The sequence below is a fragment of the Streptomyces sp. NPDC051105 genome (assembly GCF_040682795.1).
In the GTDB taxonomy this organism is placed as follows: Bacteria; Actinomycetota; Actinomycetes; order Streptomycetales; family Streptomycetaceae; genus Streptomyces.
Map to the genome: position 1 here is coordinate 234,433 of NZ_JBFBBR010000013.1, position 25,578 is coordinate 260,010.

Here is a 25,578-nt window from a genome sequence, read left to right on the forward strand (position 1 = left end):
GTGCCGACCGTCCGGAGTGCCGTATGACAGATGTCATGAGCAGCACGTGACAAGAACGAGAGAGGGCACCCGGTGATCACCGGGTGCCCTCTCTCGTTCTTGTTCGACTAGCTCGGGTTCGTCTTGATGACACCCACCCGGTTCGTCTTGCTCAGCAACGCCTGGCGCAGGGCGACGTAGACGTCCTGCGGGGTGACGGCCGTCTTCTCGCCGCTGGCGCGGGTGATCTTGACGCTGTCGAAGGTGCGGCCGTAGAGCTCCTTGAGCGCGTTCAGGTCGGGGCTGTCGACGAGCTTGCCGTTGACAGCTTTGACCCGGAGGAACTTCCACAGGGAGTTCTGCGGGCTCATCGGCAGCGGGACGCCGGTGTCCGTCTTGACCGTGACCAGGCCCGACATCGCCGGCTCCGCGAACGCCTTCATCTCGCGGTCGACCTCCGCGTTGGAGACCGTCGGCTGCACGGTGGTCGTCGGCACGTTCACCGCGGACGTGGTGCCCGTCTCCACCATCGACTCGTACGCCTGCTCGACCGCCTTCATGGAGGCGGCCGCGTCGATGCCCTTGCCCGCCTTGCCGTAGACCGCGACGGCCTTGCCGGAGGTGAAATTGATCGTGCCCTCGGTGGCCGAGCCGGAGCCGCCGCCGAGGCCCTTGAGGGCGGCCTGCAGCTTCTCCTCGTCGACCGGCATGGCGGGGTCGACGACCCGCTTCTGGCCGAACAGGGCCCCGATCACGGAGACCGGGTTGTAGTCGCTCTTGGCGGCCTCCTCGACCGTGGACTGCATGTCGAACTGCAGGCCCGCCTGGTCCGGCGGCAGCGACACGGCCTTGCCGTCGACCGACAGCTTCAGCGGCTTGTTCACCCGCGAGCCGAACGCGTCGTCGAGCTTCTTGACGGCGTCGTCGCGGGTGCCGCCGCCGATGTCGACGCCGAGCACCGTGGTGCCCTTGGGCACGTCCGAGTGGTTCATCAGAAGCCCGGCGCCGTAGACACCGAGGCCTGCGACCACCACGACGCCGACGAGCAGCGGCAGCTTGCCGCGCTTCTTCTTCGCCTTGGCCTTGCCCTTGGACTCGGCCGGAGGCGGCGAGACCGGTTCGGGCAGCTTCGGGGGCGTGTGCGGCAGCGGGCCGTCGGCGGGCGTGCCCGGCGCGAACGGGGAGTTCGCGCCCGGCGGTACGACCGGCATGCCGCTGGTGACGGTGTGTCCGGAGACGTTGTCCGCCGGGGATCCGTAGCCGGGCGTGCCCGGTTGGGGGGCGGGCTTCTGCGGGGTGAGGATCGCGGTGTCGTCGCTCAGGCCGCCGCCGGGGCCGAGGCCGGGACCGGCGGGGGCGGTGCGCGCGCCGGGTCCGGCCTGGGCGTGACGGCCGACGGGGCCGGCACCGCGGCCGGCGGGGCCGCCCGGACCGGCATTGCGGCCGGCGGGTCCGCCGGGGGCGCCGAAGGGCTCGCCGCCGTTGACCGGCGGGATGAACGGGCCGTCGCCGGTGACCGGGCCGCCGGTGGGGCCCGCCGGGCCCTGCGGGCCGCCGGGGCCGCCGGGCAGGCCGGGGCCGTTGAAGCCGCTGGGGCCGCCCGGACCGGCCGGGCCGCCGCCGGGCGCACCGGGGCCGGGCTGGGCTCCGTTCTGGCCGCCGTTCTCGGTGAAGTACGGCAGTTCGTCGCGGCGGGGCTCGCCGGGGCCCTTGGCGCCGCCCCGGGGTCCGCCGAGCGGGCCCGCGGCGAGTGCCTCGGTCACGTCGAACGAGCCGGTGCCGCCGCCGTGCCCGGGAGCCACCGGGCCGCCGGTCGCGCCCGTGGGCAGCCCCGCGCCGTTGGTCGCACCGGGCCGGGAGGCGCCGGGCACGCTCATGGAGCCGACGACACCGCCGGGGCGGCCGCCGTTCGGACGCGGGGCACCAGGGGCGCCCTGTCCGGCCGGGCCGTTCGGCGCCGCGGCGGGCGAACCGCCGGGCGTGCCGGCACCGTTGGTGGCGCCGCCGCGCTGACCGCCCTTGGCAGGCCCGGACTTGCGCGGCGCGAACCAGTCGCTGGACTTTTCCCCGGTGCCGGGCCCGGGCGCGGTCTCGGCGGGCGGCTCGACGGTGCCGGTGGACCCGGTGGACCCGGTGGAGATGGTGGCGCCCGTCGGCTGCGCGTGCGTGCCCGTCTCCTCGCCGGCGCCGCTCTCGGCGTCCGTGACAGGGGTACGGACGACCACCGGCGGAATCGGCCGGGATCCGGGGATGTTGATCCGGATCCGGGTCGTCAGCGTGGTCTCGGTCTTGCGTTCCTCCGGCTGCGCGGCCGAACGGCGCGCGCCCTTGCCGTCGTCGGAAGCCATGGGGGTCCCGTACGGCGGTGTGCCCGAGGGGTATGCGGCTCCCCCGTGCCCGTCGGGCCCGGAGGAAGGAGTGTCAGTTTCACGACTCAAGGCAGGTTCTCCCGGTTGGCTCCGCCGCCCGTTCGACCTTGCTCGGGCGGCTCGGCGGCGCGCACCACCATACTGGCCACTTCTGGCGCTTATCCCATGACCGCTGGGGAAACCCACACCGGACTCGCACGCGCGCCCCACGGCGAAGTGGTACGTCACTTGCCAAGTCGGGCACCGTCCGTGTCAGGTTGCCGCCCCAAACCTATAGTGGCGCAGATCACAGCCAGCGCCATGCCCCCGAGCAGGAAGAGATAGGAACCGCCTCCCGCACCGAACAGGAAGTCACCCTCGGGTCTGCTGGCGGTGAGCAGGATGACGGCGACGACCCAGCCGAACGCGGGCGCCGCGGCCCCGGACCGGCTGCCCAGCGCCCGCGCCCCGCCGAGGAAGAGCCCGGCGGCGCCGGCCAGGGCGAGCAGCAGCCCACCGGGGAACCAGGCGGCCTGGACGAGGGCCCCGGCGACGCCGACCAGGGCGCCGAGCACGGCCAGCCCGAACAGGGCGGCGATCCGCCCGGCGGGGGGCCGTTGCAACGGTTGCGCGAGCATCGAGCCGCGTCCGGCGGAACTCATGACGCCTCCCTGATACCGGCGAAGAGATCGGTCTCGCGCGCCGCGCCCGGCTCACCGACCGCCAACTCGTAGTACTCGGTGATGAATACGGGCTGCGCCAACTCATTGCTCAGCGCGAAGCAGGGGGCGCCGTGCGACGCCACCTCGACCTGGGTGGCGTGCGCGGCCATCGCGGCGGTCTTCGCGGTGGCGTACGCGGCGCCGTCGATCTCGGTGGTGATCCGGTGGTCGTCGACCACGCCCGGTACGTCGTCGACGGCGGCGGCCTTGGCGAACGGCAGTCCCGGCAGATCGTCCCGGAGCCGGGCGAAGGCGGCCGCGGCGACCGTGCGCGGGACGCGGTTCCAGTAGACCTTGGGGACGCGGTGGCCGGCCTCGGCGGCCAGCTCGACGGCTCGCACGGCCACTCGGTGGGCCTGGATGTGGTCCGGGTGGCCGTACCCGCCGTTGTCGTCGTAGGTGACCAGGACCTGGGGGCGGACCTCCAGGATCACCTCGACCAGGTGCCCGGCGGCCTCGTCGACGTCGGCCTGCCAGAAGCAGTGCGGGTCCTCGTTGTCGGCGGTGCCCATCATGCCGGAGTCCCGGTAGCGGCCGGGGCCGCCGAGCAGCCGGAAGTCCCCGACGCCCAGCTCGCGCATGGCGGCGGCCAACTCGCCCCGCCGGTACTCGCCCAGCGCGGGACCGGTCAGATGCCGCAGCTCGGGCGGGATGACCTCGCCGCCCTCGCCGAGCGTGCAGGTGACCAGCGTCACGTGGACGCCCTGGTCCGCGTAGCGGGCCATGGTGGCGCCGTTGTTGATCGACTCGTCGTCCGGGTGCGCGTGCACGAGCAGCAGACGCCGGGCGGGCAGCGGCCGGGCGGGCGGTTCCGTCATGTGTCCACCCTACGAAACGCCACCGACAGCCGTACCGCCTCCCCGCCCGGCCGTCACCCTTCTTCGTCGAGCACATGGGCGATGGCCAGCGCGATGCGCTCGATCCAGTCGATGGCGTCGTTCACGAAGTCCGCTGGAACGGTGCGGGCGACCTCTTCGGCCCCGAAGGCCTACTCCCATTTCCAGCTCACTCGCGTACAGCCTTCAGCGCCTCTTCGAGGACCGCGCTCAGCTCGCGAAGGGCTTCTCCCGCGATGGTCGGATCCTCGTGCTCCAGATCTCTCTCCGCCCGGGCGTAGCGGACCGACAGGTCCGGTCGGCGGGCGATCTCGATCTCCTTGGCCCAGATCGGAACCCAACTCTGCACCGGCCTGAGAGACCGCCATTCGACGGCTTTGGCGAAGGCCTCGTCCTTCATGGCCTGCATCTCGTCAAGGCGCCCCGGAGCGACGACGGCGAGGGCTGCGCGGAGGGCATCCGGTATCAGCTCGGGCCGGGGGATCAGCTCGTTTCCGTGGTCGTCCTGAGTGCCCATAGTGTCCTCCAGAGGGTGCCCTGGCCAGAGTATCCGGGCCGGGTCCGGGGAACCGGGCAGAGCGGCGTCACGCGGCGGTGGCGACGGGAGTGCGGCAGTCATGGCAGCGTCCTGGGGTCGGAGAGCGGAAGGCGCGGTCGCAGCCGTCGCAGTTCCGCAGCGGAGCCGGGATGCTCGGCGGCTGGGCCGGAGCCCGGAACGGCGGCGGAGGCGGCAACTGGACGGCGAGCCGATGGGCGAGCAGGGCCGCCGGCCGACGCAGTTGCCCCTCTGGCGGCAGATCCACGGTGAGCGCGTGCCGTACGGCGACGGCACTGACATCCCGCTCCAGCCATGCGGCCACGCCGGGAGCGAGATGGGCGGTGTCGCAGGCGGAGAGAAGCAGGCGCGGGTCGTCGCGGCGGAGCGCGGCGAGGAGGTCGGTGGCCGCCTCGATGAGCTTCGGGTGGGGGCGCGAGGGCTGCGGTACGGCGGCGAGAGGCTTGCGGGGTGCCTTCGGCCGAGGTGCCTTCGGTGTCGGCACTGCCGCCGATGGCTGTGGGGGCGGGCAGGCGTCGGACCGGGTCTCCCCGCGTGTGGCCGTCGGCCGGTTGCAGGAGATCGTCCGGGTGACGATACGGCCGCCGGGCACGCGTTCGCGCTCGCGGCGCAGGTACCCGTGGGCCTCCAGCTCGCGCAGCGCTGCGGCGATCCGGGTCGCGCCCTCCTGGAATCGAGCGGTGAGGGACTTGATGTCGACTTGGGCGCCCTTGGGCAGCGACTGGATGTGACAGCCCAGTCCGATCGCGAGCAGGGACAGGTCCGGGTGCTGGGTGAGGTGGTTGCCGATCACCGTGAAGCGGTCGGTGTGGCGGGTGTTCTCGTGGATGAGCCCGCCACAGGAATGGGGCCGCCGGTTCGGGTGGTTGTCGGCGGCAATCCGGGACTGGGCGCGCGGGGGCGCGCTAGGGTGCTGCGTATCCATCGGGAAGTCCTTGTCTTCCTCGGTGGTCAGGCCCTCGCACTGGGATTGCCGTCCCGGCGGGGGCCGTCGCATGTCTGCGGTTGTGTTGCGCCGAGCGTAGGGCAGGCAAGGGGCCGCGAATCCAGCCGAGTCGGCGATGTTCACCCGCCCGGGTGAGAGTGCGCCGCGGGCGGGAGGGGTGGGGCTTGGCAGGGTCCTTTTTCGCCGTCGTGGTTCTTGGAAAGAGAGCGCCCCTGTCACCGGAACACGGGACTGCGGGTTCCGGTGGTGACGGGCTGGAGGAATCCCACCCCCTGCAATCACTGGATTCGGCCACACAAGGCGGGGGTGATGCCGATGGACCGCCGGGAGCACCCTGGGACCGCAGGGCGCATCCAGGTTCTGAAGTTCGGGGATGGCACGGCGGTTGGGCGCATGGACGACGAGTTCAACGGGCGTCCAGTCTCCGACCTGAGGCAACTCCGGATCCTCGAACTGCGCTATGGCATCATCCGGGCGGAGGCTCTGACTGCACGGGAGTCAGCGACCTTCATCGAGCAACTGGTTGTCCCAGGGAACAGGCGATGGCCGTGAATTCGTTCAGGGCGGCCTGGAGGTCGCGGACGATCTCCTCGGCGATGGCCTCGGGCGGCAGACCGCTGTCGGCGTCGTCGAGGGTGGGGTCCGCGCGGCGTCGTTGCGGCCCCGGCGGAGCTTGTCGAACGCCTAGCGGCTCCAGCCGACGAGTGACGCCTTCGCCGCCTGCCGAAGCCGGTCGTCAGCGTTTCCGTTCCGCCCGTCCATGCCCTGCCCGTCCACGCGCCCCCGCCTCAGCCTTCGCTTGTCCCAGGACGGTCAAGCTTACGGAGGAGGACAGCGGGAAGCAGCGGAACGGGACAACGGCGCAAGGGCGTCTCCGGTCGCCCGTGTGCGCCGGAGACACACCCCGCACCGCGCGTCAGAACTTGATGCTGCCGATCATGCTGGCGACGTTGGTCGTCAGATCGCTGATCGTCGGCGCGATGGTCGAGGATGCCAGATAGAAACCGAGCAGCACGCAGACGACGGCATGCCCGCCCTTCAAACCCGACTTCTTGATCAGCAAGAAGACGATGATCGCCAGCAGCACCACCGCCGAAATCGAGAGTGCCACGGCGGCTCACCTCCAAAGATCCCAGGGACGCGGGGGGTTCGGGTATGGGGGTTGTAGATCGGTACGGCAAATCCATGCGCAAGCCAGCAGGTTCATACCCACTCAGCGGTAGTGATCATAACTATGCGTGCTCGCGCATCGCTCGGCGCACGGCCGCACAAGGGGGCGCATGGCCAATATGGTCGGGGCATGAAGACCGAGGCTGTCTCATTCCCCCGCCGGCACGCCCGCACCCAGCGTTTCACGCTCGGCGCGCCGCGCGCGTTCACCGTGGCCCCCGACGGCTCCCGCGTGGCGTTTCTGCGCTCCGGTTCCGGTACGGACCGGGCCAATTCCCTGTGGATTCTCGATGTGCCGAGCGGCGAGGAGCGCCTCGCGGCCGATCCCCGCACCCTGCTCGGCGGCGCCGACGAACACCTCTCGGCACAGGAGCGGGCCCGTCGCGAACGCAGCCGTGAGGGCGGTGCCGGCATCGTCGGCTACGCCACCGACGCGACCCTGGAGCTGGCGTCTTTCGCCTTGTCAGGGCGGCTTTTCACGGCGGAGCTCAGGGTCGGCACGACACGCGAACTCGCGGTCCCCGCACCGGTGATCGACCCGCGCCCGTCCCCCGACGGCCGCCATGTCGCGTACGTCGTGGAGGGCGCCCTGCGGGTCGTGGGCGCCGACGGCGCGGGCGACCGGGCACTGGCGGAGCCCGAGTCGGAACAGGTCACCTATGGACTTGCCGAGTTCATCGCGGCCGAGGAGATGGGGCGTTCGCGCGGCTTCTGGTGGTCGCCGGGGTCCGACCGGCTGCTCGTGGCCCGGGTGGACGACACGCCGGTACAGCGGTGGTGGATCGCCGACCCCGCCCACCCCGAGCGTGAGCCACATCATGTCGCCTACCCGGCGGCGGGCACCGAGAACGCGGACGTACGGCTGTTCGCCTACGACCTCGAAGGGGGGCGCGTGGAGGTCTCCTGGGACCGGACACGCTACCCCTACCTGGCGCGTGTGCACTGGTCAGAGGCGGGTGCACCACTACTGCTCGTACAGGCGCGCGACCAGCGCAGCCAGCTGTTCCTCGCGGTGGACCCGGGGTCGGGGGCGACCCGGATGGTGCACGCCGACGAAGATCCAACATGGCTTGAACTGTTCGGTGGAGTGCCCTGCTGGAGCCCCTCCGGACAGCTGGTCCGGATCGCCGACGAGGGCGGCGCCCGGGTGCTCGCGGTGGGTGAACGGCCACTCACGGGTGCCCAGTTGCACATCCGTGCGGTTCTCGACGTGACCGCCGATGACGTGCTGGTTTCCGCGTCCGCCGGCGAGGAGGCCGAGTCCCCCGAAACCGGCGAGGTACACGTCTACCGCGTCAACGAACTCGGCGTGGAGCGCGTGTCGCAGGAGCCCGGCGTGCACACGGCCGTGCGCGCCGGGGGCGTGACCGTATTGATGTCCGCCGCGCTGGACCGGCCAGGCGCCCACGTCCAGGTGCTGCGTGACGGAAAACATCTGGCAACTGTCACGTCGTACGCCGAAGATCCTGGTTTGTCCCCGCGCGTGACACTCACCGAGGGGGGCGCACGCCGAATTCCGTGCGCCGTGCTTATGCCACGGGACTACCACGGGGACACTCCCCTTCCGGTTCTGCTCGACCCCTACGGGGGTCCGCACGGACAGCGCGTGGTCGCCGCGCACAACGCCCACCTGACCTCGCAGTGGTTCGCCGACCAGGGCTTCGCGGTGATCGTCGCCGACGGCCGGGGCACGCCGGGCCGCTCCCCCGCCTGGGAGAAGTGCATCAAGGACGACATCGCGGCGATCGTCCTCCAGGACCAGGTCGACGCGCTCCAGGCGCTCGCCGCCGACTTCCCCCTCGACCTCACCAAGGTCGCGATCCGCGGCTGGTCCTTCGGCGGCTACCTCGCCGCCCTCGCGGCCCTGCGCCGCCCGGACGTCTTCCACGCGGCGGTGGTGGGCGCCCCGGTGACCGACCTGCGCCTGTACGACACCCACTACCAGGAGCGCTACATCGGCCACCCGGGCGAGCAGCCGGAGGTCTACCGCCGCAACTCGGTGATCGACGACGCCGGCCTGGTCGACGCGGCCGAACCGCACCGCCCGACGATGATCATCCACGGCCTGGCGGACGACAACGTGGTGGTGGCCCACTCACTGCGCCTGTCGAGCGCCCTGCTGGCGGCGGGCCGCCCGCACGAGGTCCTGCCACTGTCGGGCGTGACCCACATGACCCCCCAGGAACAGGTGGCGGAGAACCTGCTGCTGCTCCAGCTGGACTTCTTGAAGAGGACGTTGGGCCTAGCGCCCCGTTAGGGGCGCGGGGAACTGCGCGATCAGCCCGCACGCACCCGCACACGGCAACGGGCCGGAGCGACATGGCGCGCTCCGGCCCGTTTACGGCACCCGCACGGCCGTACGTTGATTACAGTGCCGCGTCCGTATATCGGGACCGGGTCGCCGAAGTTGCCTGTGTGTTAACGCGATTGACCCCGGTTCATAGCCTTATGCACCCCCGTCGGCAAGATCGTCCGGCGGCCCCTCCGGCGGCACCACCCGCTTCTCCTCCGCGAAGTGACACGCCGAGTCATGGGCCGCCGGCCCCGGCACCAGCCGGAACACGTCGGGCACCGCGAGCATGGGCACCTCGATCGCGCAGCGCTCCCGCGCCTTCCAGCACCGCGTGCGGAACCGGCACCCCGACGGAACATTCGTCGGCGACGGGACGTCCCCGCTCAGGATGATCCGCTCCCGGTGCTCCCGCGCCTCCGGGTCCGGTACCGGCACCGCGGAGAGCAGCGCCTGGGTGTAGGGGTGGGTCGGGTGCTCGTAGATCTCCTCGTCCTTGCCGATCTCCACGATCCGCCCGAGGTACATCACCCCGACCCGGTCCGAGATGTGCCGCACGATCGACAGGTCGTGGGCGATGAAGACGTACGACAGGTCGAAGTCGTTCTGGAGCCGGTCGAGCAGGTTGATCACCTGGGCCTGGACGGAGACGTCCAGCGCGGACACCGGTTCGTCCGCGACGATCACCTCGGGGCGGAGCGCCAACCCCCGTGCGATGCCGATGCGTTGCCGCTGTCCGCCGGAGAACTGGTGCGGGTAGCGGTTGATGTACTCGGGGTTGAGACCCACGACGTCCAGCAGTTCCCGGACCCGCTTGCGACGGTCGCCCTTGGGGGCCACCTCGGGGTGGATCTCGTACGGCTCCCCGATGATGTCGCCGACCGTCATCCGGGGGTTGAGCGAGGTGTACGGGTCCTGGAAGACCATCTGGATGTTGCGGCGGACGGCCTTCAGCGCCCGTCCGCCCAACCTGGTGATGTCCTCGCCCTTGTACTTGATCGACCCCGCCGTCGGCCGCTCGAGATTGACCAGCATCTTGGCCACTGTCGACTTGCCGCAGCCGGACTCCCCGACGATGCCGAGGGTCTCTCCTTTGTTGAGCACGAAGTCGACACCGTCAACGGCCTTGACGGCACCGATCTGCTTCTTGATCAAGATGCCCTGCGTCAAGGGGTAGTACTTGACCAGTCCACTCACTTCCAGGATCGGCTCAACCATCGCGTCAACCATTGAGGCACTCCCTCCAGAAGTGACAGGCACTGCCCCGGTGTCGAGCCACCTCGTACAGCGGTGGCTCGTCGGTGCGGCACACGTCCTGTGCCAGGGGGCAGCGCGGGTTGAAGGCGCACCCCGGAGGGATGTGCATGAGGTTGGGCGGCAGGCCCTTGATGGCGTAGAGCTCCTGCCCCTTCTGGTCCAGGCGCGGGATGGAGTCGAGGAGCCCGCGCGTGTACGGATGCGCCGGCGCCTTGTAGATGTCGTGCACCGGCGCGGACTCGACGATCCGCCCCGCGTACATGACCGCGATCCGGTCGGCGACGTCCGCGACCACGCCCAGGTCGTGGGTGATCAGGATCAGCCCCATGCGGTACTCGCGCTGCAGCTCCGCGAGCAGGTCCATGACCTGGGCCTGGACGGTGACGTCCAGCGCCGTGGTCGGCTCGTCGGCGATGATGAGCGCCGGTTCCAGGGCCAGCGCCATGGCGATCATGATGCGCTGGCGCATGCCCCCGGAGAACTGGTGCGGATAGTCCCGCACCCGCTGGGCGGCGCCCGGGATCCGCACCCGGTCCATCAGCTCGACCGCCTTGGCCCGCGCGGCCTTCCTGGACATCCCCCGGTGCACGACGAACATCTCGCCGAGCTGGTCGCCCACGCTCAGCACCGGGTTCAGCGCCGACAGCGCGTCCTGGAAGATCATGGCCATCTCGGCGCCCCGGATCTTCCGCCGCTCCTCTTCTCTGAGCTTCAGCAGATCCCGCCCCCGGAAGAGGATCTCGCCCCCGCCGATCCGCCCCGGCGGCATGTCCAGGATCCCCATCACCGCCTGGGCCGTGACCGACTTCCCTGATCCGGACTCCCCGAGCACGGCCAGCGTCTCCCCGGCGTCGACGGCGTAGGAGACCCCGTTGACCGCCTTCGCGATCCCGTCCCGGGTCCGGAACTCCACGTGCAGGTCGCGCACTTCGAGCAGCACGGCGGCGCTCACCTCAGCTTCGGGTCGAGGGCGTCGCGCACCGCGTCGCCGAGCATGATGAAGGCCAGGACGGTGAGCGCGAGGGCCCCGGAGGGCCAGAGCAGGGCGTGCGGGGCGTTGCGGATGTAGGGCGAGGCCGCGGAGATGTCGATGCCCCAGGAGACGCTGGGCGGTTTCAGGCCGACGCCGAGGTACGACAGGGTCGCCTCCAGCGCGATGTAGGTGCCGAGCGCGATGGTGGCCACGACGATCACGGGGGCCACCGCGTTGGGCGCGATGTGCCGCAGCAGGATGCGGGAGTTGGAGGCGCCGAGCGCGCGGGCGGCCTGGACGTAGTCGTTCTGTTTGGCGGTGATCACCGAGCCGCGGGCGATCCGGGAGATCTGGGGCCAGCCGAGCAGCACCATGAACCCGATGACCGGCCAGACCGTGTTGCTGGTCACCACGGAGAGAAGGACGAGACCGCCGAGGACCACCGGGATGGCGAAGAAGACGTCGGTGATCCGGGACAGCACCGAGTCCCAGAACCCGCCGAAGAACCCGGCGAGACCGCCGAGCACCGACCCGAGCAGCGCGACCCCGAGCGTGGCGCAGACGCCCACCGTGACGGACGTACGGGCCCCGTAGACGGTCCGCGTGTAGACGTTGCAGCCCTGTCCGTCGTAACCGAACGGAGCGGCCGCCTGGGAGCCCTCCTGGGCCTTGGCGAGGTCGCATGTGAGGGGGGAGCCGGAGGCGATCAGGGACGGCCACAGGGAGATGACGACGAGGAAGAGGATGACGAGGGCGGAGACGAGGAAGACCGGGTTGCGGCGCAGGTCCCGCCAGGCGTCGGACCACAGCGAGCGCGGCTTGTCGGCCGGCCCGGTGCCGAGCGGCCCGCCCGGTGCCCGTCCGCCGGAGGCGGCTGATGGATGCTGCTCCAGCGTCTCCGCCTCGCTCGCCGCCAGGTCCATCGCCCCGCCCATGCCCGTCCCGGCGATGGCCCGGTCCGGCTCGAACGGCTGCTCAGGCATAGCGGATCCTCGGGTCGAGTACGGCGTAGAGCAGGTCCACCAGCAGGTTGGCCACCAGGAACACCAGGACCAGCACCGTCACGAAGCCCACGACCGTCTGGGTGTTCTGGCGCAGGATCCCCTGGTAGAGCTGGTAGCCCACGCCGTGGACGTTGAAGATCCGCTCGGTGACGATGGCGCCGCCCATGAGGGCGCCGATGTCAGTGCCGATGAAGGTGACGACGGGGATGAGGGAGTTGCGCAGCAGGTGCCGGGTGATGACCCGGTGCCGGGGCAGACCCTTGGCGACGGCCGTACGGACGTAGTCGCTCCGTCTGTTCTCGGCGATGGAGGTACGGGTCAGCCGGGTGACGTAGGCGAGCGACACGGAGGCGAGGACCAGCCCCGGCACGATCAGCTCGCCGAAGGTGGCGTCCGGGGAGACGGAGGGTTTGATCCAGCCCCACTCCACGCCGAGCAGGAGCTGGAGCAGCAGGCCGGTGACGAAGGTCGGTACGGAGATGACGACCAGGGTCGCCAGCAGCACCCCGGTGTCGACGGGCCGCCCGCGCCGCAGACCGGTCAGGACGCCGAGGGTGATGCCGATGACGACCTCGAAGACGATGGCCACGATCGTCAGCCGGATGGTGACGGGGAAGGCGGTGGACATCAGCTCGGTGACGGGCTGTCCGTTGAACGCCGTACCGAAGTCCCCGGTGAAGACGTTCCCCATGTAGGTGAGGTATTGCTGCCACACCGGCTTGTCGAGTCCGAACTCCTTCTTCAGCTGGGCGGCGGTCGCCGGATCGCAGGCCCGTTCTCCGCACAGCCCGGCGATCGGGTCGCCCATGACGTTGACCATGAGGAAGATCAGCAGCGTGGCCCCGACGAACACCGGGATCATCTGGAGCAGCCGCCGGACGACATAGCGCCCCATGCCGCGTCAGCTGACCTTGATCTCGTTGTACACGGGGACGCTGAACGGATTGAGGGCCACGTTCGAGAGCCGCTCGGAGTAGCCGGCGCTGCCGTTCTGGTACCAGAGCGGAATGGCGGCCATGTTGTCGCGGACGACTTCCTCGGCCTTCTGGAAGGTACCGACGGCCTTGCCCGTGTCGGTCTCGGCGTTGGCCTGGTCGACGAGCTTGTCGAAGTCCTGGTTGGACCACTTGCCGTCGTTGGAGGAGGCGTTGGTGTAGTAGAGCGGCTGGAGGAAGTTCTGGATGAGCGGGTAGTCCATCTGCCAGCCCGCCCGGAACGGCCCGGTCAACTTGTGCTGGCCGATCTGGTTGCGGAAGTCGGCGAAGGTGCCCACCGGGTTCCCGACGCACGCCTTGTCGTTGCCGAGTGCGTTGTTGATGGAGTTGCACACGGCGTCCACCCACATCCTGTGCGAGCCGGTGTCGGCGTTGTACGTGATCTTGAGCTGTCCGCCGGGCAGTCCCCCGCCCTCCTGGACGAGCTTCTTGGCCTGTGCCGGGTCGTAGTCACAGGCGCTCCCGCACAGCCCCTCCTTGAAGCCGCCCACCAGGCCGAGCACCGGCGAGGTCCAGTCGGTGGCGGGGGTGCGGGTGTTCCGGAAGATGGTGTCGGTGATCTGCTTCCGGTTGATGGCCATGGAGAGTCCGGTGCGGACCTTCTCCGATCCGCTCTTGTTCCAGGCGCTGTCGTAGTAGGGGAAGGCGATCGTCTGGATGATGCCGGCCGGGGTGTTGATGTACCGGTCACCGAGATCGTTCTTGACGTTCTTCAGCTGCGAGGCGGGAACGTCGTCGACGAGGTCGAGGTTGCCGGCGATGAGGTCGGTGTAGGCGGTGTCGCTGTCCGTGTAGACCTTGAGGGTCACGCCACCGTTCTGCGCCTTGTCGGGACCGGGATAGCCGTCCCACTTCTTCAGGGACATCTGCGACCCCTTGGTGTACGACTCGATGCTGTACGGCCCGTCGCCGACCGGCTGCTTCAGCCAGCCGGCGTGGTCGGTGAAGAAGGACCGGGGCAGCGGGGCGAAGGCCGCGTAGCCGAGGGTGTCGGGGAAACTGGAGAACTTCTGGTGCAGCTTCACCGTGAAGGTCTGGTCGTCGACGACCTTCAGGCCGGAGAGCGCCTCGGTGCTCTGGCTGCCGCTGTCGGGGTGGACCTTGTCGTATCCCTCGATGTACTGGAAGAAGTAGGCGTTCTTCTGGTTGTTCCTGAGGCTCGCCCCGTAGTTCCAGGCGTCGACGAAGGAGTGGGCGGTCACCTTCTCCCCGTTGGAGAAGGTCCAGCCGTCCTTGACGGTGATCGTGTAGTTCTGCGAATCGCTCGTGTCGATCTTCTGGGCGAGCATGTCCTGGGCCTTGCCGGTCTTCGGGTCGTACTTCTTCAGGCCCCGGAAGATCATGTCGAGGACCTTGCCGCCCTGGACCTCGTTGGTGTTGGCGGGCTCCAGGGGGTTCTGCGGGTCGCCCCAGGAGGAACTGAGCACGGCGCTGTCGCCGCCGCCCCCGCCGCTGCCGCCCCCGCAGGCCGTGGCGGCGAGCGCCGTCACCGCAGCCCAGGCCGCCCATCGGGCGTGCGTGGCTGAACGCATGGCGTGCCTCCTCCGTGAAGGGTGATCCGTGAGTGATGCGCTACCGGTCAATATCATCAGAAATGGCGCATAACACATATTCACTGCACCCATCCGCAGGACAACCCACCCGGAGGCCCACCCGGAGGCCCACCCGGAGGAGTGGTGCCATCCGGGTGGCGGCGCCTCCGCCGGGTGTTCACCCGCGACGACGAGGCGCGCTTCACCGCGGCCGCATCCGGCACAGGCGGCGCCAGCGTCCCACCAGGCCCCTTTTACCGGTCTAGACCAATAATGATCCGATGGGGCGTCAACTCGCCTTTTCCGCAGGCCACAGTGGATCCACGCGCCGTTGACGCACCCAGACAGCCGCTGATAGACACACTCATCACCCCACTGGCGTCACCAGGCGAGAACCCGGCCCTGAAGTCCGAGCAAGCGTCCCTGTGCGAGCGATGACGCGAGGTCACGATCCATGAGCCCACAAGCCCAGCACAGCGCAAGTCGTTCCCACCCGAGAAGCCCACGCCCCCGTACGCCCCGGCTCGTGGCAGCCGCCGGCGCCCTCACCCTGACGGTCTCGGCGCTCCTCGCGACCCCGCTCAACCCGGCGCCCCAACAGGCCGAGGCCGCGCAGGGCGACAAGGTGCTCACCGTCGCGGTCGCCCAGAGCGTCGACTCGCTGAGCCCCTTCCTGGCGGTGCGTCTGCTCAGCACCAGCCTCCAGCGGCTGATGTACGAGTACCTCACCGACTACGACCCCGGGGACGCCCACCCGATTCCCGGTCTGGCCACCAAGTGGTCCGCGTCCGCCGACAAGCTCACCTGGACGTACACGATCCGCTCCGACGCGAAGTGGTCGGACGGGCAGAAGGTGACCGCCGAAGACGCGGCCTGGACGTTCGACAAGCTGATGACGGACCAGGCGGCCGCCACCGCGAACGGCAACTTCGTCACCAACTTCCGCCGGGTGACGGCCCCGAGCCCCACCAAGCTGGTCATCGAACTGAAGAAGCCGCAGGCCACGATGACCGCCCTCGACGTGCCGATCGTGCCCGAGCACATCTGGAAGGACGTCTCGGACTTCTCGAAGTTCAACAACGACGGCAAGTTCCCCGTCGTCGGCGACGGACCGTTCGTCCTCACCGACTACAAGGCGGACAGCTACGTCCGGCTCAAGGCCAACAAGGACTTCTGGCGCGGCGCCCCCAAGTTCGACGAGCTGGTCTTCAAGTACTACAAGGACCAGGACGCCGCCGTGGCCGCCCTGCGCAAGGGCGAGGTCTCCTTCGTCGCGGGCGCCCCGGCCCTGACGCCCGCTCAGGCGTCCTCCCTCCAGGGGCAGAAGGACATCCGCGTCAACGACGCCCCCGGCCGCCGCTTCTACGCCCTCGCCACCAACCCGGGCGCACAGGCGAAGAACGGCCAGAAGTTCGGCGACGGCGACCCCTCCCTGCTCGACGAGCGGGTGCGGCACGCCCTGTTCCTGGCCGTCGACCGGAAGACCATCGTCGACAAGGTGTTCCAGGGACACGCGGTCGAAGGCCAGGGCTACATCCCGCCGCGCTTCTCCACGTACTTCTGGAAGCCCTCGGCGAGCCAGGAACTCGCCTACGACCCCGCGAAGGCCGCCCAGCTCCTCGACCAGGCCGGCTACCGGAAGAACGCCGACGGCAAACGGGTCGGCAAGGACGGCAAACCACTGAACTACCGCGTCCTGTGCCACGCCACCGACCCCAACGACAAGGCCGTGGGCCAGTACCTCAAGGAGTGGTGGGCCAAGCTCGGCATCGGCGCGACCCTCGACTGCCTCGACAACGTCACCGACCCCTGGCTCGCGGGCAAGTACGACCTGGCCTTCGACGGCTGGTCCGTCAACCCCGACCCGGACTACGTGCTGTCCATCCACACCTGCGCCGCCCTGCCCGCCACCCCGAAGGACACCGGCCTGACCGACAACTTCGTCTGCGACAGGACGTACGACGACCTGTACGCCAAGCAGCTAGCCGAGTACGACTCCGCCGGACGGGCCACTCTCGTCAAGCAGATGGAGTCGCGGCTGTACGACCTGGGGTACATGAACGTCATGGCCTACCCGAACGCCGTCGAGGCCTACCGCACCGACCAGATCAAGTCGATCGAGACGATGCCCAAGGCCGCCGGCAACATCTACGGCCAGGACGGTTACTGGAGCTGGTGGTCGGCGGTGCCGGCGGGCTCCGGCAGCTCCTCCGGGGGCAGTTCGACCGGGGTCGTCATCGGTATCGTCGCCGGTGTCGTGGTCCTGGCCGGCGCCGGGGTGTTCTTCGCGCGGCGCCGCCGCGCCACCGCCGACGACCGCGAGTAGCCCATGCAGCCGACCGCTCGCGACGCGGTGTCCGCGTCGCCCGACACGGACGCCGTACCGGTTCCGGACGGTCCGGCGGCCCGCGGACCTCGGGCGCGCACGGCCGCCGGGTATCTGCGCTACGGGGCGGCCAAGGCGGGCGGTGCCGCCGTCTCGCTGCTCGCCGTCCTGGTCACCGGCTTCTTCCTGTTCCGGCTGATCCCCGGCGACCCGGTCAAGACCATGACGGGCGGCCGGCCGGTCTCGGCCGCGCAACTGGCCGAGTACCGCAGGGAGTTCGGGCTCGACCTGCCGGTGTGGGAGCAGTTCACGGACTACTGCCGCAAGGCGCTCACCGGCGACCTGGGCACGTCGTACCAGTTCCGTACCCCGGTCGTCGACAAGATCGGCGAGGCGCTGCCGAACACGCTGCTGCTGACCGGCACGGCCTTCGTGCTCTACACCGCGCTCGGCATGTTCCTCGGCACCCGTTCGGCATGGCGGCACGGCCGGCTCGGCGACCGGCTCAACACCGGCCTGGCGCTGGTCCTGTACTCCGTGCCGTCGTTCTGGCTCGGCCTGCTGGCGATCATCGTGTTCGGCGTGGGCCTCGGCCCCGTCCCCGGGCTGTTCCCGACCGGCGGCATGGAGACGGGCGGCAAGGAGGGCTTCGCCTACGTCCTGGACGTCGCCCACCATCTCGTCCTGCCGGTGCTCACCCTCGTCGCGGTCGAGTACGGGCAGACGCTGCTGGTCACCCGCTCGGCACTGCTCGACGAGATGGGCAGCGACTACCTCACGACCGCCCGCGCCAAGGGCCTGCGGGACGACCTGGTGCGCCGCCGGCACGCGGTACCGAACGCGCTGCTGCCCACGGTCACCCTGGTCTTCGTCAACCTCGGCCGGACCGTCGCGGGCGTCATCCTGGTGGAGACCGTCTTCTCCTGGCCGGGCCTCGGCGGACTCTTCTACCAGGCCCTGAGCGTGCCCGACCTGCCCCTGGTGCAGGGGCTGTTCCTCTTCTTCGCCTCGGCGGTGATCATCATGAACACTCTGGCCGACCTGGTATATCCGCTGCTCGACCCCCGGGTGGGCCGATGACGGCCGAGACCCGCCCGCCGGCGCCGGAGGCCGGGGTTCCCGAGGCCGCCGGACCGCGGGCGCTGGCCTGGCAGCGTCGCCGCCGCTCCGCCCTACGGTTCTGGCGGCAGTACCGCACCCACCGCGCCGGACTGGTCGGCCTGACCGCGCTCGTCCTGTTCGCCCTGGTGGCGCTGACCGCGCCGCTGACCGTCGGCTCCGGCGTGGCCGGGGTGACCACCGCGCCGGGCGGTCCGCTGGAGGCGCCGAGCGGCCGGTTCCCGCTGGGCACCGACCGGTTCGGGCGTGATCTGCTGGGCCTGGTGGTGTGGGGGTCGCGGATCTCGCTCCTGGTCGGGCTGCTGGCGGCGGTGCTGTCGGTGGTGATCGGTACGGTCGTCGGCGTCACCTCCGGGCACTTCCGGGGGGCGTACGCGACCGTGCTGATGCGGATCACGGACTGGTTCCTGGTGATGCCGGCGCTGGTGCTCGCCATCGCGCTGGCCACCGTGATGTCCCGGTCGCTGGGCACGGTGATCCTCGCCATCGGCGTCACCTCCTGGCCGACGACGGCCCGGCTGGTGCGCGCGCAGACGCTCGCGGTGGAGTCCCGGCCGTACATCGAACGGGCCAGGGCGCTCGGCGGCGGCCACTGGCATGTGATGACCCGGCATGTGCTGCCCAACGTGATGCCGCTCGTCCTCGCCCAGACCACCCTGATGATCTCCTCGTCCGTCCTCGCCGAGGCGACGCTGGCCTTCCTCGGCCTCGGTGATCCGACGGTCATCTCGTGGGGCGGGCTGTTGCAGGACGCGCGGGAGGCGGGGGCGGTCAGCGCCGGGGACTGGTGGTATCTGGTGCCGCCGGGCATCGCGATCGCCGCGGTCGCACTGGCGTTCACGCTGTGCGGACGCGCGGTGGAGTCCGTCCTCAACCCCAGGCTGGGGGTGGCCCGTTGACGCTGCTGGAGGTCCGGAACCTGGAGGTGACCTACCCCGGCGGAGCGGACGCGGTGCGGGGCGTGGACCTGTCGCTGGCGGCGGGGCGCAAGCTCGGTATCGCGGGTGAGTCGGGCTGCGGCAAGTCCACGCTGGCCCTCGCGCTGCTCAGACTGCTGCCGGCCGGGACACGGGTGTCCGGGGAGGTCGTGCTGAACGGCGAGGACGTGCTGGCCATGCGCTGGGGGCAGGTCCGGGCGGTGCGCTGGGCGGGCGCCTCGATCGTCTTCCAGGGGGCGATGCACTCGCTCAATCCGGTGCACCGCGTCGGCGACCAGATCGCCGAGCCGATCCTGCTGCACCACAGGGCGACGGCGGCCGCGGCGCGCAGACGGACCGGCGAGCTGCTGGACCACGTGGGCCTGCCGGCGTCCCGCGCCTCCGCGTACCCGCACGAGCTCTCCGGCGGGCAGCGCCAGCGGGTGATGATCGCCATGGCGCTGGCCTGCGACCCACGGCTGATCATCGCGGACGAGCCGACCACGGCCCTGGACGTGATGATCCAGGCGCAGATCCTGCGGCTGATCGAACGGCTCGTGGCGGAGCAGGACGTGGGCCTGATCATGATCAGCCACGATCTGGCGGTGCTCGCCGACACCTGCGACCGGCTCATGGTGATGTACGCGGGCCGCGTCGTCGAGGAGGGCCCCGCCCGCCAGGTCTACGAGGACGCCCGGCACCCGTACGCCGAGGCGCTGTCGGCGGCGTTCCCGCGCATCGGCGACCCCGCCTCCCGGTTCGCCCCGCGCGGCCTGGCCGGTGACCCGCCCGACCCGTCGGCACTACCCTCCGGCTGCGCGTTCCATCCGCGCTGTCCGGTCGCACTGGACCGGTGTGCCACACAGGACCAGGTGCTGCGGGGCGCCGAGCCGGGCCGCCGGGCCGCCTGTGTGCACGTGGCGGCGGCAGCGCCCGGACCGGCCACCGCGGCCGAGGACACGAGGAGCGCCTCATGACGACGACACCCCCGCCGCTGCTCAGCGCCCAGGGGCTCCACGTGGCCTTCCCCGGACGCCACGGCGCCCCGGGGGCCCGGGCCGTGGACGGCGTCCAACTGGACATCCGGGCCGGGGAGATCGTGGCGCTGGTCGGCGAGTCCGGCTGCGGCAAGACGACGCTGGCGCGCTCGCTGCTCGGCCTGGTGACACCGACCGAGGGACGGATCTCGTTCGCCGGGAAGCCCCTGGAGTACTCCTCGCGGGCGCTGCGGGCGTACCGCAGGCGGGTGCAGCTGGTGCTGCAGGACCCGACCGGCTCGCTCAATCCCCGGCACACGGTGTACGACGCCGTGGCCGAGGGGCTGCGGATCCACGGCCGTACGGGAAACGAGCGGGCGGCGGTCGCCGAGGCACTCGGCCACGCGGGACTGCGTCCACCGGAACGCTTCTTCCTGCGCTACCCGCACGAGCTGTCCGGAGGGCAGCGCCAGCGCGTGGTGATCGCGGGCGCGCTGGTCCTGGAACCCGAACTGATCGTCGCCGACGAGCCGGTGGCCTCCCTGGACGCCTCCGTGCGCGGCGAGATCCTGGCGCTGCTGCTGCGGCTGCGCGCCGAACTGGGCCTGGCCGCGCTGGTGGTCACCCATGACCTCGGTCTGGCCTGGAACATCGCCGACCGGGTCGCGGTGATGTACCTGGGCCGGATCGTGGAGACGGGCGACGTCGAACAGGTCCTCACGGCTCCCCGGCACCCTTACACCCAGGCGCTGTTGTCGGTCCTGCCGGAGGCGCCGGGCGAGCCGGTGGTCCTCACGGGCGAGCCACCCGATCCGTCCCGCATCCCCTCCGGCTGCCGCTTCCACGCCCGCTGCCAGGTCCTGGCGAGCGGGGAGGCGGAGCGGGCGGGCGTCGCGAACGCCTGCCGCAGCCAGGACCTGGAGGTGCTGGGCGGAGCGGGCGGCGCCCAGGTGGCATGCCACTGGGCACGGGCCGGGATCACGGCGTGAGACCGGGCGGCGGTCCGTCCGCGGCGACCAGCTCCACCTCGAAACCATCGGTGTTCACGAGATAGGCCGCGTAGTGCTGCGGGCCGCCGGCATGCGGGTAGCGGTCGGTGAACAGCGGCGACCAGCCGTGCGCGGGCGCCCTGTCCGCCAGCTCGTCGACCTGTGCGGGCGGTCCGGCGTGGAACGCGAGGTGGTTGAGACCGGGACGCATCCGGTCGTGCGCGCCGGAACGCATCGCGGGCGACTGCTCGACGACGAGGTAGGTCGCGCCCAAGCGCCAGCTGCGGCCGTGCGCCCACTCCTGGTACGGGCGGTAGCCGAGCCGGCCCAGGAGCCAGCCCCATTCGCCGGCGGCACGGGACAGGTCGGGGACCCACAGCTCGACATGGTGCAGCATCGGGACCGCCTCCTCGGGACATGCCGGTTCCCGGTACCCCTGAAGGAGGTACCGGGAACCGTGGTGGTGCCGGGACGTCAGGCCGCGTGGACGATGTCCTTCTCCTCGGCGAAGTGGCAGGCCGACTCGTGGGCCGCCGGGGTGTCCGAGTCCTTGAAGCGCTCGGGGATCGCCAGCAGCGGAACCTCCGTGGCGCACTTGTCCTCGGCCTTCCAGCAGCGGGTGCGGAAGCGGCAGCCGGACGGCGGGTTGGCCGGAGAGGGCACGTCGCCGGTGAGGATGATCCGCTCGCGCTGCTCACGGTCCTGCGGATCCGGCACGGGCACGGCCGACAGCAGGGCCTGGGTGTAGGGGTGCGTCGGGTGCTCGTAGATCTGCTCGTCCGAGCCGATCTCGGCGATCTTGCCGAGGTACATGACCCCGACCCGGTCCGAGATGTGCCGGACGATCGACAGGTCGTGGGCGATGAAGATGTAGGAGAGGTTGAACTCGTCCTGCAGCCCCTCCATCAGGTTGATGACCTGTGCCTGGACGGACACGTCGAGCGCGGAGACCGGCTCGTCGCAGATGATGATCTCCGGGTTGAGCGCCAGGCCGCGCGCGATGCCGATGCGCTGACGCTGTCCGCCGGAGAACTGGTGCGGGTACCGGTTGATGTACTCGGGGTTGAGACCCACGACGTCCAGCAGGTCCTTGACCCGCTTGCGCCGGTCGCCCTTGGGGGCCACCTCGGGGTGGATGTCGTACGGCTCGCCGATGATGTCGCCGACCGTCATCCGGGGGTTGAGCGAGGTGTACGGGTCCTGGAAGATCATCTGGATGTTCCGGCGGACGGCCTTGAGCGCCTTGCCGGAGAGCCTGGTGATGTCCTGGCCCTTGTAGAAGATCTCGCCGGCCGTGGCCTGCTCCAGGTTCATCAGGAGCTTGGCCACCGTCGACTTGCCGCAGCCGGACTCGCCCACGACGCCCAGGGTCTCGCCCTGGTACAGGTCGAAGGAGACGCCGTCGACGGCCTTCACCGCGCCGATCTGCCGCTTGAAGAGGATGCCCTGCGTCAGCGGGAAGTGCTTGACGAGGTTGCGCACCTGCAGGATCGGTTCGCCCCGGTCCACCGGAGCCTCCAGGGCGGCGACCGCCTCGTCCTCGGTGTGCACGTCCGCGACCTCGACGTCGGAGACGTTCGGCGTCGCGTCCATCGGCTCGTCGGTCTTGGTCGACTCAGCCATGGATCGTCTCCTTCCAGAAGTGGCACGCGCTGGCGCGGCCCGGCAGTTCCGTGCCGTCGCGCTCGGTCACCGGGACCAGCGGCGGACGGTCGGTACGGCAGATGTCCTGTGCCCTGTCACAGCGCGGGTTGAAGGCACAACCGCTCGGCACCTTGAGGAGGTTGGGCGGCAGGCCCTTGATCGCGTAGAGCTCCTGGCCCTTCTGGTCCAGGCGCGGGATGGAGTCGAGCAGACCGCGGGTGTAGGGGTGCGCGGGACGCTTGTACAGCTCGTGCACCGGCGCCGTCTCCACGATCCGGCCCGCGTACATCACGGCGATCTTGTCGGCCACGTCCGCCACGACACCGAGGTCGTGGGTGATGAGGATCAGGCCCATCTGGTACTCGCGCTGCAGCTCCGCGAGCAGGTCCATCACCTGGGCCTGGACCGTCACGTCGAGGGCCGTGGTCGGCTCGTCGGCGATGATCAGGTCGGGCTCCAGGGCGAGCGCCATCGCGATCATGATGCGCTGGCGCATACCGCCGGAGAACTGGTGCGGGTAGTCGTTCACCCGGGCCGCGGCGGCCGGGATCTTCACCCGGTCCATCAGCTCGACGGCCTTGGCCTTGGCCGCCTTGCGGGACATGCCCTGGTGGACGCGGAACATCTCGCCGAGCTGGTACCCCACGCTGAGCACGGGGTTGAGTGCGGAGAGCGCGTCCTGGAAGATCATCGCGATCCGGGCGCCGCGCAGCTTGCGCCGCTCCTCGTGGGACATGGTGAGCATGTCCTGGCCGTAGAAGCGGATCTCCCCCTTGGGGATGCGGGCCGGCGGCATGTCCAGGATGCCCATGATCGCCTGCGCGGTCACGGACTTGCCGGAGCCGGACTCGCCGAGCACGGCGAGGGTCTCCCCCGAGTTCACGGAGTAGTTGACGCCGTTGACGGCGCGGACCACGCCTTCACGGGTCTGGAACTCGACGTGCAGATCGCGCACTTCGAGCAGCGGGCCGGTTCGCTCCGGGTCCCCGGGACGGGGAGCCGGGACGGCGTCCGTCGGGTCGATGATGGTCACGTACGCCTCCCTCAGCGCATCTTGGGGTCGAAGGCGTCGCGGACCACGTCGCCGAGCACGATGAACGCCAGCACGGTGATGCTGAGCGCACCTGCCGGGAACAGCAGCGCGTGCGGGTTGGTCAGGAACCGGTCCTGGGCGTCGCTGATCATGACACCCCAGGAGATGTTCGGGTACTGGATGCCGATGCCCAGGTAGGACAGGGCGGCCTCGGCGGCGATGTAGACACCGAGGTTCATGGTGGTGATGACGATGACGGGGGCGAGCGTGTTCGGCAGGATGTGCCGGAACGCGATCCGCCACGAGTCGGCGCCCAGTGCCCGGGCGGCCATCACGTAGTCGTTGTACTTGTTGCCGATGACCTCGCCGCGCATGATCCTGAAGACCTGGGGCCAGCCGAGGATCGCCATGATGAACGACACCGACCACACGTCGCCGCCGCCCCAGATGGACATGATCAGCAGGCCGCCGATGATGAGCGGGAGCGCCGAGAAGACCTCGGTGATCCGGGACAGCAACGCGTCGATCCAGCCGCCGAGCAGACCGGCCAGCATGCCCAGCAGACCGCCGATCAGGGTGGTGACCACGGTCGTCACCACGCCGACGACGATCGAGTTGCGGGTGCCGTACACGGTCCGCGTGTAGATGTCACAGCCCTGGACGTCGTAGCCGAACAGGTGCCCGGACGACGGTCCGTTCATGGAGTTCTGCAGCTGGCAGAAACCGTCCGAGAACGGGGAACGGCCGGTGAACAGGCTGGGCGCGATCGCCAGGGCGAGCAGGCACACGATGATGAGGGCCGTCACGATGAACAAGGGCCGCTTGCGGAGATCCGCCCAGCCGTCCTTGAGCAGGCTCGCCTGACGGGCCGCGGCCTTCTCCTCGGCCTCGATCTCCTTGGCGATGGCGGCCTCGTCGGTGGTGGGCCTCTCTATCGTCTTCTCACTCATAACGGATCCTCGGGTCGAGCACGGCGTACAGCAGGTCTACGAGGAGGTTGGCGACCAGGTAGATCAGGACCAGCAGGGTCACCAGACCGACGACGACCGGCCGCTCGCGCAGATAGACGGACTGGGCCAGCTGACCACCGATACCGGGCATGTTGAACACACGCTCGGTGATGATCGCGCCACCCATGAGAGCGCCGAGGTCGAAGCCCAGGAAGGTGACCACGGGGATCAGGGAGTTGCGCAGCGCGTGCACGCCGATGACCCGCCGCTGCGGCAGCCCCTTGGCGACCGCGGTACGGACGTAGTCCGCGCGGATCGACTCCGTCATGCTCGTCCGCACCAGGCGCGAGATGTACGCCATCGAGGTCGAGGCGAGCACGATGGCGGGCAGGATGTAACTCTGCGGCCAGCCCTTCTCGATACCGGCGACCGGCGTGATCTTCAGGTTCACGCCGAACTCCAGCTGAAGCACGCTACCGAGCACGAAGACCGGGATGGAGATCAGCACGAGCGTCGAGATCAGCACGACGTTGTCGATGAACTTGCCCTTCTTGAGGGCGGAGAAGATACCCGCGAGGATGCCGATGACAGCCTCGATGGCGAACGCCGTCAGACCCAGCTTCAGGGTGACGGGGAACCGCTCGGAGACGATGTCCGAGATGGCACGTCCGTTGTACGTCTCGCCGAGGTCACCGGTGAAGACGCCGCTGATGTAGTGCCAGTACTGCTGGTAGAGCGGTTCGTTCAGGTGGTAGTGCGCGCGAAGGATCGCCGCGATGTTGGGGTCGGCGCGCTTGTCGCCGGCCAGTGCCTGGATCGGGTCGCCGGGCAGAGCGAAGACCAGGCAGAAGATGATGAACGTGACGCCTATCACCACAGGGATCACCTGCAGGAGGCGGCGCACGACATATCGGCCCATGGGTACTCCAGAGGGGGGTGCTCGGCCCGACCGCGGCCGGGGGGATCGGCACGGTCGGACGGAAGACGGCAGCAGGAGTGAGCAGGGGAAGGCTAT

At 70.0% G+C, this 25,578-nt stretch carries 22 protein-coding genes and 1 pseudogene; 7 read left to right on the plus strand and 16 right to left on the minus strand.

The window, feature by feature from the left end; genetic code table 11:
* Positions 1-107: 107 nt before the first annotated feature.
* The 5 genes from AB0N16_RS29730 to AB0N16_RS29750 form a co-directional block, all read right to left on the minus strand.
* Positions 108-2,417, minus strand: coding sequence for a hypothetical protein (locus AB0N16_RS29730; RefSeq protein WP_365801927.1), 2,310 nt, complete (start codon positions 2,415-2,417; stop codon positions 108-110).
* 155 nt (positions 2,418-2,572) lie between these two features.
* On the minus strand, positions 2,573-2,989 hold the full coding sequence (locus AB0N16_RS29735) for a DUF6113 family protein (protein WP_365801929.1): 417 nt from the start codon (positions 2,987-2,989) through the stop codon (positions 2,573-2,575).
* On the minus strand, positions 2,986-3,867 hold the full coding sequence (gene mshB, locus AB0N16_RS29740; RefSeq protein ID WP_365801931.1) for an N-acetyl-1-D-myo-inositol-2-amino-2-deoxy-alpha-D-glucopyranoside deacetylase: 882 nt from the start codon (positions 3,865-3,867) through the stop codon (positions 2,986-2,988). Before mshB ends, AB0N16_RS29735 begins: the two co-directional genes overlap by 4 nt.
* Positions 3,868-4,054: 187 nt before the next feature.
* A complete protein-coding gene (locus tag AB0N16_RS29745; RefSeq protein WP_365801933.1) occupies positions 4,055-4,402 on the minus strand; it encodes a hypothetical protein in 348 nt (115 codons plus the stop codon).
* Positions 4,403-4,469: 67 nt separating this feature from the next.
* Complete coding sequence (locus AB0N16_RS29750; RefSeq protein WP_365801935.1) at positions 4,470-5,366, minus strand: helix-turn-helix domain-containing protein; 897 nt, start codon at positions 5,364-5,366, stop codon at positions 4,470-4,472.
* A gap of 327 nt (positions 5,367-5,693) precedes the next feature.
* Here AB0N16_RS29750 and AB0N16_RS29755 point away from each other — a divergent pair.
* A pseudogene (locus AB0N16_RS29755) lies at positions 5,694-5,939 on the plus strand (Scr1 family TA system antitoxin-like transcriptional regulator); the annotation flags it as partial.
* A 364-nt stretch (positions 5,940-6,303) separates the two neighbouring features.
* Here AB0N16_RS29755 and AB0N16_RS29760 read toward each other — a convergent pair.
* Positions 6,304-6,498, minus strand: a complete 195-nt coding sequence (locus AB0N16_RS29760) for a hypothetical protein (protein ID WP_351745642.1) — start codon at positions 6,496-6,498, stop codon at positions 6,304-6,306.
* A gap of 189 nt (positions 6,499-6,687) precedes the next feature.
* Between AB0N16_RS29760 and AB0N16_RS29765 the strand changes: the two genes are divergently transcribed.
* Complete coding sequence (locus AB0N16_RS29765; protein ID WP_365801937.1) at positions 6,688-8,814, plus strand: prolyl oligopeptidase family serine peptidase; 2,127 nt, start codon at positions 6,688-6,690, stop codon at positions 8,812-8,814.
* Positions 8,815-9,003: 189 nt separating this feature from the next.
* Here AB0N16_RS29765 and AB0N16_RS29770 read toward each other — a convergent pair whose 3' ends face one another.
* From AB0N16_RS29770 to AB0N16_RS29790, 5 genes are read right to left on the minus strand one after another with little or no spacing between them, the layout of a single operon-like run.
* The gene (locus tag AB0N16_RS29770) at positions 9,004-10,065 is read right to left on the minus strand and encodes a dipeptide ABC transporter ATP-binding protein (protein ID WP_365801940.1); all 1,062 of its coding nucleotides are present in this window, start codon (positions 10,063-10,065) and stop codon (positions 9,004-9,006) included.
* A 4-nt stretch (positions 10,066-10,069) separates the two neighbouring features.
* Positions 10,070-11,044, minus strand: a complete 975-nt coding sequence (locus AB0N16_RS29775; protein WP_365802012.1) for an ABC transporter ATP-binding protein — start codon at positions 11,042-11,044, stop codon at positions 10,070-10,072.
* A gap of 8 nt (positions 11,045-11,052) precedes the next feature.
* Positions 11,053-12,060, minus strand: coding sequence for an ABC transporter permease (locus AB0N16_RS29780; RefSeq protein ID WP_365801942.1), 1,008 nt, complete (start codon positions 12,058-12,060; stop codon positions 11,053-11,055).
* Positions 12,053-12,976, minus strand: a complete 924-nt coding sequence (locus AB0N16_RS29785) for an ABC transporter permease (RefSeq protein WP_365801944.1) — start codon at positions 12,974-12,976, stop codon at positions 12,053-12,055. The genes AB0N16_RS29780 and AB0N16_RS29785 overlap by 8 nt, the downstream gene beginning before the upstream one ends.
* A gap of 6 nt (positions 12,977-12,982) precedes the next feature.
* Positions 12,983-14,608 carry an ABC transporter substrate-binding protein gene (locus AB0N16_RS29790; RefSeq protein WP_365801946.1) on the minus strand — a complete coding sequence of 542 codons (1,626 nt, stop codon included), beginning with the start codon at positions 14,606-14,608 and terminating at the stop codon, positions 12,983-12,985.
* 454 nt (positions 14,609-15,062) lie between these two features.
* On the opposite strand from AB0N16_RS29790, the gene AB0N16_RS29795 reads away from it, so the two are divergent.
* Genes AB0N16_RS29795 through AB0N16_RS29815 form a run of 5 tightly spaced genes read left to right on the plus strand, consistent with a single transcriptional unit; the run spans position 15,063 to position 20,936 of the window.
* Entirely contained in the window at positions 15,063-16,934 is a 1,872-nt protein-coding gene (locus AB0N16_RS29795) for a peptide ABC transporter substrate-binding protein (protein WP_365801948.1), read from the plus strand.
* 3 nt (positions 16,935-16,937) lie between these two features.
* The gene (locus AB0N16_RS29800; protein ID WP_365801950.1) at positions 16,938-18,014 is read left to right on the plus strand and encodes an ABC transporter permease; all 1,077 of its coding nucleotides are present in this window, start codon (positions 16,938-16,940) and stop codon (positions 18,012-18,014) included.
* A complete protein-coding gene (locus tag AB0N16_RS29805; protein ID WP_365801952.1) occupies positions 18,011-18,952 on the plus strand; it encodes an ABC transporter permease in 942 nt (313 codons plus the stop codon). The genes AB0N16_RS29800 and AB0N16_RS29805 overlap by 4 nt, the downstream gene beginning before the upstream one ends.
* Entirely contained in the window at positions 18,949-19,947 is a 999-nt protein-coding gene (locus AB0N16_RS29810; RefSeq protein ID WP_365801954.1) for an ABC transporter ATP-binding protein, read from the plus strand. The genes AB0N16_RS29805 and AB0N16_RS29810 overlap by 4 nt, the downstream gene beginning before the upstream one ends.
* A complete protein-coding gene (locus tag AB0N16_RS29815) occupies positions 19,944-20,936 on the plus strand; it encodes an ABC transporter ATP-binding protein (protein WP_365801956.1) in 993 nt (330 codons plus the stop codon). Before AB0N16_RS29810 ends, AB0N16_RS29815 begins: the two co-directional genes overlap by 4 nt.
* On the opposite strand, the gene AB0N16_RS29820 is transcribed toward AB0N16_RS29815, so the two are convergent.
* The 5 genes from AB0N16_RS29820 to AB0N16_RS29840 form a co-directional block, all read right to left on the minus strand.
* A complete protein-coding gene (locus tag AB0N16_RS29820) occupies positions 20,926-21,333 on the minus strand; it encodes a VOC family protein (RefSeq protein ID WP_365801958.1) in 408 nt (135 codons plus the stop codon). The two genes, AB0N16_RS29815 and AB0N16_RS29820, sit on opposite strands and share 11 nt — an antisense overlap.
* Before the next feature lie 77 nt (positions 21,334-21,410).
* Positions 21,411-22,559 carry a dipeptide ABC transporter ATP-binding protein gene (locus AB0N16_RS29825; protein ID WP_365801960.1) on the minus strand — a complete coding sequence of 383 codons (1,149 nt, stop codon included), beginning with the start codon at positions 22,557-22,559 and terminating at the stop codon, positions 21,411-21,413.
* The gene (locus tag AB0N16_RS29830; protein ID WP_365801962.1) at positions 22,552-23,613 is read right to left on the minus strand and encodes an ABC transporter ATP-binding protein; all 1,062 of its coding nucleotides are present in this window, start codon (positions 23,611-23,613) and stop codon (positions 22,552-22,554) included. The genes AB0N16_RS29825 and AB0N16_RS29830 overlap by 8 nt, the downstream gene beginning before the upstream one ends.
* Positions 23,614-23,624: 11 nt before the next feature.
* On the minus strand, positions 23,625-24,563 hold the full coding sequence (locus AB0N16_RS29835; RefSeq protein WP_365801964.1) for an ABC transporter permease: 939 nt from the start codon (positions 24,561-24,563) through the stop codon (positions 23,625-23,627).
* Positions 24,556-25,482 carry an ABC transporter permease gene (locus AB0N16_RS29840; RefSeq protein WP_365801966.1) on the minus strand — a complete coding sequence of 309 codons (927 nt, stop codon included), beginning with the start codon at positions 25,480-25,482 and terminating at the stop codon, positions 24,556-24,558. Before AB0N16_RS29840 ends, AB0N16_RS29835 begins: the two co-directional genes overlap by 8 nt.
* Positions 25,483-25,578 lie beyond the last annotated feature (96 nt).